The 10,327-nt window shown below is 67.2% G+C and carries 8 protein-coding genes and 1 pseudogene; 5 read left to right on the top strand and 4 right to left on the bottom strand.

The window, feature by feature from the left end:
• Nucleotides 1-37: 37 nt before the first annotated feature.
• Nucleotides 38-1,189, top strand: a complete 1,152-nt coding sequence (locus G3N99_RS26650) for a CaiB/BaiF CoA-transferase family protein (RefSeq protein WP_206123881.1) — start codon at nucleotides 38-40, stop codon at nucleotides 1,187-1,189.
• A gap of 164 nt (nucleotides 1,190-1,353) precedes the next feature.
• Nucleotides 1,354-2,793: an MFS transporter gene (locus G3N99_RS26645; RefSeq protein WP_206123880.1), complete on the top strand. Its 1,440-nt coding sequence runs from the start codon at nucleotides 1,354-1,356 to the stop codon at nucleotides 2,791-2,793.
• A gap of 102 nt (nucleotides 2,794-2,895) precedes the next feature.
• On the opposite strand, the gene G3N99_RS26640 is transcribed toward G3N99_RS26645, so the two are convergent.
• The 3 genes from G3N99_RS26640 to leuC all read right to left on the bottom strand — a co-directional run bounded on the left by G3N99_RS26640 (nucleotide 2,896) and on the right by leuC (nucleotide 6,364).
• Nucleotides 2,896-4,218: a 2-hydroxycarboxylate transporter family protein gene (locus G3N99_RS26640; protein WP_206123879.1), complete on the bottom strand. Its 1,323-nt coding sequence runs from the start codon at nucleotides 4,216-4,218 to the stop codon at nucleotides 2,896-2,898.
• Nucleotides 4,219-4,320: 102 nt separating this feature from the next.
• Nucleotides 4,321-4,959 (bottom strand): 3-isopropylmalate dehydratase small subunit, encoded by a 639-nt coding sequence (gene leuD / locus G3N99_RS26635; protein ID WP_206123878.1) that lies wholly within the window; start codon nucleotides 4,957-4,959, stop codon nucleotides 4,321-4,323.
• On the bottom strand, nucleotides 4,952-6,364 hold the full coding sequence (leuC, locus tag G3N99_RS26630) for a 3-isopropylmalate dehydratase large subunit (RefSeq protein ID WP_206123877.1): 1,413 nt from the start codon (nucleotides 6,362-6,364) through the stop codon (nucleotides 4,952-4,954). The genes leuD and leuC overlap by 8 nt, the downstream gene beginning before the upstream one ends.
• Before the next feature lie 117 nt (nucleotides 6,365-6,481).
• Here leuC and G3N99_RS26625 point away from each other — a divergent pair, with 117 nt between their 5' ends.
• Nucleotides 6,482-7,375 carry a LysR family transcriptional regulator gene (locus tag G3N99_RS26625; RefSeq protein WP_174984643.1) on the top strand — a complete coding sequence of 298 codons (894 nt, stop codon included), beginning with the start codon at nucleotides 6,482-6,484 and terminating at the stop codon, nucleotides 7,373-7,375.
• A 96-nt stretch (nucleotides 7,376-7,471) separates the two neighbouring features.
• On the opposite strand, the gene G3N99_RS26620 is transcribed toward G3N99_RS26625, so the two are convergent.
• Nucleotides 7,472-8,896 (bottom strand): PLP-dependent aminotransferase family protein, encoded by a 1,425-nt coding sequence (locus G3N99_RS26620; protein ID WP_206123876.1) that lies wholly within the window; start codon nucleotides 8,894-8,896, stop codon nucleotides 7,472-7,474.
• 446 nt (nucleotides 8,897-9,342) lie between these two features.
• Between G3N99_RS26620 and G3N99_RS26615 the strand changes: the two genes are divergently transcribed.
• Nucleotides 9,343-9,501, top strand: a complete 159-nt coding sequence (locus G3N99_RS26615; RefSeq protein ID WP_174984646.1) for a hypothetical protein — start codon at nucleotides 9,343-9,345, stop codon at nucleotides 9,499-9,501.
• A pseudogene (locus G3N99_RS26610) lies at nucleotides 9,494-10,327 on the top strand (hypothetical protein); the annotation flags it as partial. The gene G3N99_RS26615 and the pseudogene G3N99_RS26610, both read left to right, overlap by 8 nt.

Below are 10,327 nucleotides of genomic sequence, written 5' to 3'. Positions count from 1 at the left end.
CACGCCGCCGCGGCCACCCTCACCGCCTGAACCCATCATGAACCACGACACCCGACTTCCACTCGACGGCATTCGCGTCATCGAATTCACGCACATGGTCATGGGGCCAACGTGCGGGATGATCCTCGCCGATCTCGGCGCCGAAGTGATCAAGATCGAGCCGCCCGGCGGCGACAAGACGCGCAATCTTCCCGGCCTCGGCATCGGCTTCTTCCGTTCGTTCAACCGCAACAAGAAAAGCGTCGTGCTCGATCTCCATACGCCCGAGGGCAAGGCGGCCGCCGTCGAACTGATCGGCACCTGCGACGTGATGCTCGAGAATTTCCGCCCCGGCCTGATGGCGACGCTCGGCCTCGACTACGACACGCTGTCGGCCCGCTACCCTGCGCTCGTCTACGTGACGCACAAGGGGTTCCTGCCCGGCCCGTACGACCGGCGCCTCGCGCTCGACGAAGTCGTGCAGATGATGGGCGGGTTGTCGTACATGACCGGGCCGGTCGGCCGGCCGCTGCGCGCCGGCACGTCGGTCAACGACATCATGGGCGGCATGTTCGGCGCGATTGGCGTGCTCGCCGCGCTGCGCGAACGCGAACGCACCGGACGTGGGCAGGAAGTGCAGAGCGCGCTGTTCGAGAACTGCGTGTTCCTGTGCGCGCAGCACATGCAGCAATACGCGATGACGCACGAACCGCCGCCGCCGATGCCCGCGCGCGTGTCGGCGTGGAGCGTCTACGACGTGTTCACGCTCGCGGATGGCGAACAGTTGTTCATCGGCGCGGTCAGCGACCGGCAGTTCGTCACGCTGTGCGACGTGCTCGCCTGCCCCGGGCTCGCCGCCGAACCGGAATTCGCCACCAACGCGCAGCGGGTCGCCGTGCGACCACGGTTGCTCGAACGGCTCGGCGCGATCCTGAAGGACCATCGCGCCGCCGAGCTGTCACCGAAACTCGAAGCGGCCGGCATTCCGTATGCGCCGATCGTCCGTCCCGAGCAACTGCTCGACGATCCGCACCTGAAAGCGAGCGGCGGACTGGTGCCGATGCAGACCGACGACGGCCACACGACCGATGTCGTGCTGCTGCCGATCACGATGGGCGGACGACGGCCCGGCGTGCGCCAGGCGCTCGCGCGCGTCGGCGAGCACACGCAGGAAGTGCTGGCACGGCTGAAACGCCACGCGATCGCATGAGCGGCGGAAGACGCCGGCCCGGCAACGGCCTGCCGGCGTCGATGCAGGCCCGGTCGCGCGCCGCCGTGAATTCGGCGCACCGTCCACGTCGCGTGCGCCTATAACCGTTATCAAGGCAGGCAGCTCGAAGAAGCATGCCGCCCGTCAGAGGATCAGGAGACAACATGCATCAGACCGTCACCGCGGGCGGCGCCCCGCTCGATACGCCGCAGGTACGCGCCGGCATCCGCGCCGGCGCGGACATCTCCGCGCGCATGGACCGGCTGCCGATCACCCGGCACCAGTGGATGCTCGTGCTGCTGATCTCCCTCGGCGGCTTCTTCGAAGTCTACGACCTGATCTTCACCGGCTACATCGCCCCCGGCATGGCCAAAAGCGGCCTGTTGCAGACCACCACGCAGGCCTTCTTCGGCTTCACCGGCATCGCCGCCTTCATCGCGGCGACCTTCGCGGGGCTGTTCGTCGGCACGTTCGGCTTCGGCTGGATGCCGGACCGCTACGGGCGCCGCGCCGTCTTCACGTACTCGCTGCTGTGGTACTCGATCGGCTCGGCCATCATGGCATGCCAGACGACGCCCGAAGGCGTGCTGTTGTGGCGCTTCATCACCGGCATCGGCGTCGGGCTGGAGATCGTCACGATCGACACCTACGTGACCGAACTCGTCCCGCAGCAGATGCGCGGCCGCGCGATCGCGTTCAACCAGGTGGTGATGTTCGCCGCCGCGCCGGTCGCGGCGATCCTGTCGTGGTGGCTCGTGCCCGCGACGGTGTTCGGGCTCGACGGCTGGCGCATCGTGGTGCTGGCCGGTTCGGCCGGCGCCGTGATCGTCTGGTTCATCCGCCGCGCGGTGCCCGAAAGCCCGCGGTGGCTGGCCGCGCACGGCGATGCCGAACGAAGCGAGCGGATCGTGAGCCGGATGGAAGCGATCGCCGAGCGTGAGTCGGGCATGCCGCTGCCGCCGCCCGCACCGGCGAGCGAGGCGCCCGACGTCCCCCGCGCGGCGTTCGCGGCATTGTGGCGCGCACCCTATCGCGCCCGCCTGCTGATGCTCGTCGCGTTCAACTTCTGCCAGGCCATCGGCTACTACGGATTCGCGAACTGGGTGCCGACACTGTTGATCGGCCAGGGCATCACCGTCACGAAGAGCCTGCTGTATGCGTTCGTCATCGCTTTCGCAATGCCGGCCGGGCCGCTGCTCGCGATGCGCTATGCGGACCGGATCCAGCGCAAGCACCTGATCGTCGGCGGTGCGCTGGCCGTGATCGTCTGCGGCCTCGCGTTCGCGCAGGTCAGGACCGTCGTGCCGCTCATCGTGCTCGGCGTGCTGATCAGCCTCGCCGGGCAGACGATCTCCGTCGCGTATCACGCGTACCAGTGCGAGCTGTTCCCGACCGAGGTGCGCTCCCGCGCGAGCGGCATCGCGTATTCGGCCAGCCGCGTCGGCGCGATGATGTCGGGCTTCATCATCGCGGCGCTGCTGAAGGACTTCGGCGTGCCCGGCGTGTTCACCGGGATCACCGTGTTCATGCTCGTCGTGGTCGTCGTCATCGGCGCGTTCGGCCCGAGGACCAATGGCGTGCGGCTCGAGGAGCTCAATCGCTGACGCTCGAAGCAACCCGGAGGTTCGCCGGTCGACGCCGGATTCGGGCGGCGCCGCGCCGACGAACGAACCTTCGCACACTTCGCGATTGCGCGGCCGCGACCGTCAATGCAGCCACTTCATCACGATCGTCGCGAACACGACCATCGCGGCGCCGCCGATGCGCGTCGAGATCTGCGCGAACGGCATCAGCCCCATCCGGTTCGACGACGACAGGATCGCAACGTCGCCGGTGCCGCCCAGCCCGCTATGGCACGCGGTGATGATCGCGGATTCGACCGGATACATCTTCAGCGCGGCGCCGACGAAGAAGCCCGAGACCACCATCGCGATCACGATCGACGCGCAGATCACGAAATACCCAGGCGAGAACGCGCCGACGAGCTTGTCCCACGACACGAACAGCGTGCCGAGCCCGACGAGGATCGCGAACGTCAGGTTCGTCGACATGAACTTGTACATCTGATACGCGCCGATCTCCATCGACTCGGGAATCGCGCGGCACACCTTCAGCACGGCCGCCGCGACGATCATCAGCACCGGCCCCGGAATGCTCGTGAGCGGCGCCAGCAACCCGCCGAGAATGAACAGCGTGCAGGCCAGCAGCAGGCCGAATCCCATCAGCCGCAGGTCCAGCTCGGCCTCGGCCTGCTGCGCGGCGAGCAGCTCGCGGTCCTCGCCGGTCTTCACCAGCAGGCCGTCGCCGCTGTAGCGGCGGTGCTTTTCGCCGAAGCGCTTCAGCATGCCGCTCGCGAGGATCGCGACGACATTGCCGATCAGCGCGGCCGGCACCATCATCGCGATCAGGTGGCCCTGCGCGGCGCCGGTGATCTCCGAATAGCCGATCGACAGCGGCAGGATGCCCTCGCCGATGCCGCCGCCGAGGATCGGCATCACGATATAGAAGAACGTGTGCTGCGGGTCATAGCCGAACGCGAGGCCCACGACGATCCCGGCCGCGATCGCAGCCGCGGTGCCGACGAGCAGCGGCACGAACATCTTGAGGAAGCCCTGGATCAGGATCTTCCGGTTCATCCCGAGGATGCTCCCGGCAACCAGGCACGCGATGTAGAGATACTGAAGATTGGCCGTCTTCATCGTCACCGTGATCGCCTTGAGCGTCGCGTCGTCCATCAGCCGATAGCCCAGCAGCGCCGACGGCACGAACAGGCACAGGATCGCGGGGCCGCCGATATGCCGGAACACCGGGATCCGCCGGCCGATCTCGCCGAGCAGCAGCCCGGACAGCATCAGCACCGCGAAGCCGCCGATCATGTCGTTCGGCAGCCGCTTCGTCACGGCCGCGAGGATCGTGACGGCCGCGATCGCGACGAACATCGGCAGCGGCATCCCGCCGATCTTCAGGTTCAGCAGCCACGCGAGCGGCGTGGACGGCGGCAGGCTCGTCTGCACGGGGGAAGCTTCCATGTCATGTCTCCGTTTCTTGTATTGAGTTCGCACATCGGCAGGGCCGGACGAAACCGCGCAGTGCGCGTCCGGCCCCGTGCTGCGGGCGCCGAGGCGCCCCTGTCACACCGCGCGCTGCTGCTTCGGCAAATCGATCTTCATCCACGGGCTGGCCGTGTGATGGCGCGCCTCGAACGCATCGATCGCGTCGCGATCGGCGAGCGTCATGCCGATCATGTCCAGCCCGTCGACGAACATGCGCTTCTGCCGCTCGGGCAGATCGAACGGGTACTCGCTTCCGTCTGCGGTCCTGACGACCTGGCGCAGCACGTCGATCGTCAGCGTGCTCGTAGCCGGGTTGCGCGCCTGTTCGACGAGCGTCGACACGACGGCCGGATCGAGCATCACCAGCAACAGCCGGTTGTTCAGCGCGTTGAAGTAGAAGATCTCGCCGAAGCTCGGCGCGATCACCGCGTCGAAGCCCGCCTGCTGCAAGCCCCACACCGCGTGTTCGCGGCTGGAGCCGCAGCCGAAATTGGCGCCGGCCACGAGAATGCGCGCCCCTTGATATTCCTTGCGGTTCAATACGAAGTCCGGCCGCCGCGCGCCCGAACCGTCGTGGCGGAGGTCGTACAGCACCCCGCGCGCGAGCCCCGACTTGTCGATGCCGAGCAGAAACTGCTTCGGCATGATCTGGTCGGTATCGAGATTGTTCAGCGGCAGCGGCGCGGCAATGCCGGTGACGGATGCGTGCTCACGCATGATCGAACTCCTTGCGTACGTCGACGATGCGCCCGGCCAGCGCGGCGGCGGCGGCCATCGCCGGACTCATCAGGTGGGTGCGGGCGCCACGTCCCTGGCGGCCCTCGAAATTGCGGTTCGTCGTCGACGCGCAGCGCTGGCCGGGCGCGAGGACGTCGTCGTTCATCGCGAGGCACATCGAGCAGCCGGGCTGGCGCCATTCGAAACCCGCGTCGATCAGCGTGCGTGCGATGCCTTCGCGCTCGGCCTGCTCGCGCACCGCGACCGACCCCGGCACGACCATCGCGCGCACCGACGGCGCGACCGTGCGGCCGCGCACGACGTTCGCCACGGCGCGCAGGTCTTCGATGCGCGCGTTCGTGCACGAGCCGATGAACACGTGGTCGACGTGCAGGCCATCGATCGGCTGCCCGGCATCGAGCCCCATGTAGTCGAGCGCCTTGCGCGCGTTGTCGCGTTCGAGCGGCTCGGCCGACAGCGCCGGAATGCGCGCGGTGATCGCAATGGCCTGGTCGGGGCTCGTGCCCCAGGTCACGAACGGCGCGACGTCCGCCGCATCGAAACGATGCGTGATGTCGAATTGCGCGTCGGCATCGGATTGCAGTTGCGTCCACTGCGCGGCGGCGGCGTCGATCCGGGCCGCCGGCAGATCGCGGATCCGGTCGCGGACGTAGGCGACCGTCGTCGCGTCGGGCGCGATGAGTGCGCCGCGCGCGCCGGCTTCGACCGTCATGTTGCACAGGGTCATGCGCGCTTCGGCGCTCAGCGCGTCGATCGCCGGCCCGCAGTACTCGACGACGAAGCCGCGCGCGCCCTGCGCGCCGATCTTCGAGATGATGTACAGCACGAGATCCTTCGACGTGGTGCCGGCCGGCAGCGCGCCGTCCACGCGGATGCGCATGTCACGCGCAACGCGGTACACCAGCGTCTGCGTCGCCAGCACATGCTCGACTTCCGACGTGCCGATGCCGAAGCCGAGCGCGCCCAGCGCACCGTAGGTCGTCGTGTGGCTGTCGCCGCACAGCACGACCATGCCGGGCCGGATCAGCCCGATCTCGGGCGCAACGACGTGCTCGATCCCCTGTTCGGTGTCCTGCACGTCGAACAGGTGGATGCCGTGCTGGCGGCAGTTGCGCGTGAAATTCGCGGCCTGGCTGGCCGCCGCGTCGATGACGATCGTGCGCTGGCCGACCGGAACGGGATGCGTCGGAATCACGTGATCGACGATGCCCATCTGTTTTTCCGGGCAGCGCACCGGCAGGTTCCGCTCCGCGAGCCCGGCGAACGCCTGCGGGCTCGTGTACTCGTTCATGATGTGCAGGTCGGCGTACAGCACGACGTGCTGCGCGTCGACGCGGGATACCGTGTGGCTCGCCACGATCTTCCGGTAAAGCGTCTGTCCCATCGTTTCCCCCTCCTTGTTGCGAAAACGCCCCGGTGCGGACGTTTCGGCAAGTGTAATTTGGAGGGTGACGCCTTAAAATGAGGCGCAGCTTAACCCATTATTAAATGAAACTTTAAGATGGATCCGATCGCAGACCTGGAATTCTTCGCGCGGCTCGTCACGCACGGCAGCCTGTCGGCGCTCGCGCGCGACCTCGGCGTCACGCCGCCGGCCGTCAGCGCACGGCTCAACCAGATCGAGCGGCGCCTCGGCGTGAAGCTGCTGAACCGCACCACGCGGCGGCTGGCGATGACCAACGAGGGCGAGGTGTATCTCGCGACCGGCTCGAAGCTGCTCGAGCAGGTGCACGAACTCGAGCGCACGGTATCGAGCAGCCGCAACCAGCCACAAGGCCTGCTCAAGGTCAACGCGACCTTCGGCTTCGGGCGCCGCCACATCGTGCCCGCACTGTCCGCGTTCCGCGAACGTCATCCGGAAGTCGAGATCCAGCTCGAACTCACCGACCGCCCGATGAACCTCGCCGAGCTCGCGTACGACGTGGGGATCCGGTTCGGCGAGTTGCCCGACCAGCGCGTGGTGGGCCGCAAGCTCGCGGCGAACCGGCGTTTCGTCTGCGCGTCGCCCGCCTATCTGAAAGCGAACGGTGTACCCAAGGTACCCGGCGACCTGCGCGGCCACCGCTGCATCGTGCTGCGCGAGAACGACACCGCGTACGGCACATGGCACTTCACGAAAGGCAAGCGCCACGAACTCGTCAAGGTGCATGGCGTGATGAGCAGCAACGACGGCGAAGCGACGCTGCGCTGGGCAATCGACGGGCATGGCGTGCTGGTGCGGTCCGAGTGGGACGCGCAACCGTTCATCGATTCGGGCGCACTGACGCGCGTGCTCGCGGACTGGTCGCTGCCGCCGTCGGATATCTACGCGGTGTATCCGGAGCGGCTCAACCTGTCGGCGAAGGTGCGGGTGTTCATCGAGTTTCTTTGCGAGTATCTCGAGCGGCGCGCGTGACGGCGGGGAACGCGACGGCAGCATGGGCCGCAGCAAGAAAAAAGCCGGCACAAGGCCGGCTTCGTCGTCGAAACGCGAGATATCGCCCGCGCCCGCTCACCGCATGCACGCCGAGGCGAGCTTGCCGACCGTGATCACGGCCTGCTCGATCTCCGGCGACCACGGGCTGCTGTAGTTCAGCCGAATGAAATTCCGGTAGCTGTCCGTGATCGAGAACATGTAGCCGGGCCCGATCGTGATCCCCTGCTCCAGCGCGAGCTGGTACAGCCGCATCGCGTCGACCTGCGCGGGCAGCTCGACCCACAGCACGTACCCGCCCGCCGGGCTCGAGATGCGCGTGCCTTCCGGGAAGAACCGCGACACCATCGCGCGCATCAGGTTCGCCTGCTGCGCGTAGGCCTTGCGCAGGCGACGCAGGTGATGCTCGTAGCCGTCGCGTTCGAGAAACTCCGCGATCGCGAGCTGCGGCAACGACGGCGTCGCGAGCGTGTTCAGGAATTTCAGCTTCTCGACCTTGTCACGATAGCGGCCCGGCAGCGCCCAGCCGATCCGGTACGCGGCCGTCAGGCTCTTCGAGAACGACGAACAGTGCAGCACAATCCCGTTGCGGTCATACGACTTCAACGAACTCGGATGCGCATCGCCGAAATACAGTTCGTTGTACACGCCGTTCTCGATCAGCGGCATCCCGGCCCTCGTCGCGAACTCGACCAGCTCGCGCTTGCGCTCGTCAGGCATCTGGAAGCCGAGCGGGTTCTGGAAGTTCGGCATCACCATGCACGCGGCGATCGGCTGCGACTTCGCGATCGCGGCCAGCGCGGCGATGTCGATCCCGTATTCCGGATGCGTCGCCACCTCGATCGCCTTCATCCCCATCCGCTCGATCGCGTGCAGCATCGCGTAGAACGTCGGCGATTCCACCGCGATTGTGTCACCCGGCTTTGCAACGGCTTGCAAACACAGGTTGATCGCCTCCGTCGCGCCGACCGTCACGATGATCTCGTTCGGGTCCACCGACATCCCGTTTTCCAGGTAGCGGCGTGCAATCTGCCGGATCAGCCGCGGATGGCCAGGCGGCAGCCCGTCCGTCACGCCCCACAGCGACTTGTCGCGACCGGCCGCATACGCATAGCGGTTCAGCTTCTCGAACGGAAACAGGCTCGGGTCCGGATACGGCGAACCGAGCGGCACCGCGTCGTCGGTGCCGATCGAGCGCAGCGTCGACAGCACCAGCCGGCTCACGTCGACCGACGACGAGATCGCGATCGGCTTCGACGGCCGCAGCTCGCGCACCGGCGCATGGCTGTCGTCGCGCCGCAGGTTCACGAAATAGCCCGACTGCGGCCGGCTTTCGAGCAGCCCGCGGCTTTCCAGCAGCAGATACGCATGCAGCACGGTCGTGATGCTGATCCGGTGCTGCTGGCTCGCCTGCCGCACCGACGGAATCCGGTCGCCGTGTCGATATACGCCCTGGCGGATCAGGCGCTCGATGTCGTCCGCGAGTTTTTCATAGAGTTTCATCGCGCGTCTCCCGCCGGCGCGCGCAGCCGCGCCGCCCTGCCGTTTGCGTCCGACACGCACGTGTTTTGCCCGCCGACCGGGCCGTCGTGATTCCTGATCTTTCCCTCCGGTTTTGCCTTTTCCATCGCACTGGCTCTCTCTTGAAGATGCGCCAACAGGGTTCCGGTAGAACTGGATCTGCGGCACTGTGCACTTGATGATGGAATCTTAAGAGCAGAACAGTTGGCGGCGAGTACACACATCGACCACGCGAACAAGAGTACAGTTCGGCGCGCATCGCGTATCGCGAGAAAACTGTACGTCTTATGAAATGACCGGACGGCCGGGAGCCTTGCGCCGCATGGCCGGATCGGCCCGGAACGCCCGTCGCACGGGCTTTCGCGTGGCTACGTCAATTGGGGTGCAATACTGTGCGTCCGCACAGTTTTCACTGCCGGAGTCAGACCATGCAGTACACGATCGAACAGGCATCCGCCGCCGACGGCACGATCCGCGCCGCCCGACAAGTACAGATGAGTAAATGGTGTCGGAGCGAAGCGGCCGGCCGCGTCGACGTCCGAGCATCGCACTCATGCGCTGCCGACCAGGAGGCCGCACATGCCTGATCGAGACCTCGCCGCGCTGCTCGTCGCGCGCCTGGCCGGCCGCGCCGACCATCCACGCTTCACCGGCACGCCGATCGACCTGTCGACGCTCGACGCGCACACGCTCGGCGCGGTCTGGCCGGCACTGCGCCGTGTCGAGCACGAGATCATGGTGCGCGACCAGGCGTTCGACGACCCGCGTGCCGAATTCGCGCGCTGGCTGCATGGGCAAATCGATGCGCTCGGACTCGTGCCGCTGGTCGACGCCGATGCCGCGCTCGAACTGTTCCGCGATATCCCGGCCGGCGAGTGGAAACGCGCGCTGGAGGAGTTGCCCTGCCTCGACACCCTGCCGTCGCCGGCGCTGCAAGCCGAACTCGCGCGCATCGCGGACGAACCGGAGGAAGGCGACGTGCACTCGGGATCCAGCGCGTATGGGGTGTATACGCTCGACCGGTTCGCCGGCCGCCGCGACTTCTCGGCGCGACGCGACGCGTATGCGCAAGCGCTGGCGGATTCGCCGTTTCGCGTGCGCGAACTCGACGTGCTGCCCGAACTCGGGCCGGCCGCGCTGCTTGCGCTGGCCGCGACGAACAACGGCTACTTCGCGCCGAGGCGGCTGTGGCTCGACTTCAGCGATCCGGCCATCACGCTCGCGGAAGACGCCGCGTATGTCGCGTTCGCGCACGACGCGCTGACCGAGGCCGCGCAGCAGGTCGCGGCGCTCCACGCGGGTGCCGTTCCATACGCAGCCGATCGTGCGTTCACGACCGACGACGCACAGGTCGTCGCGCGCGCCGCGCGCGTGGCCGCCTATCGCGACGAAGCGTGGCTGCGCCCGCTGATA

Origin of the sequence: Burkholderia sp. Ac-20392, from assembly GCF_017104585.1 — a bacterium.
GTDB classification, from domain to species: domain Bacteria; phylum Pseudomonadota; class Gammaproteobacteria; order Burkholderiales; family Burkholderiaceae; genus Burkholderia; species Burkholderia lata.
The sequence above is the reverse complement of the archived record's forward strand: the minus strand, read 5'-3'. Positions and strand labels throughout refer to the sequence as shown.

Coding starts and splice junctions, on each gene's coding strand:
- G3N99_RS26650 (WP_206123881.1), top strand. CDS start 38: ATGAACCACGACACCCGACTTCCACTCGACGGCATTCGCGTCATCGAA.
- G3N99_RS26640 (WP_206123879.1), bottom strand. CDS start 4,218: ATGGAAGCTTCCCCCGTGCAGACGAGCCTGCCGCCGTCCACGCCGCTC.
- G3N99_RS26645 (WP_206123880.1), top strand. CDS start 1,354: ATGCATCAGACCGTCACCGCGGGCGGCGCCCCGCTCGATACGCCGCAG.
- G3N99_RS26625 (WP_174984643.1), top strand. CDS start 6,482: ATGGATCCGATCGCAGACCTGGAATTCTTCGCGCGGCTCGTCACGCAC.
- leuC (WP_206123877.1), bottom strand. CDS start 6,364: ATGGGACAGACGCTTTACCGGAAGATCGTGGCGAGCCACACGGTATCC.
- G3N99_RS26620 (WP_206123876.1), bottom strand. CDS start 8,896: ATGAAACTCTATGAAAAACTCGCGGACGACATCGAGCGCCTGATCCGC.
- G3N99_RS26615 (WP_174984646.1), top strand. CDS start 9,343: ATGCAGTACACGATCGAACAGGCATCCGCCGCCGACGGCACGATCCGC.
- leuD (WP_206123878.1), bottom strand. CDS start 4,959: ATGCGTGAGCACGCATCCGTCACCGGCATTGCCGCGCCGCTGCCGCTG.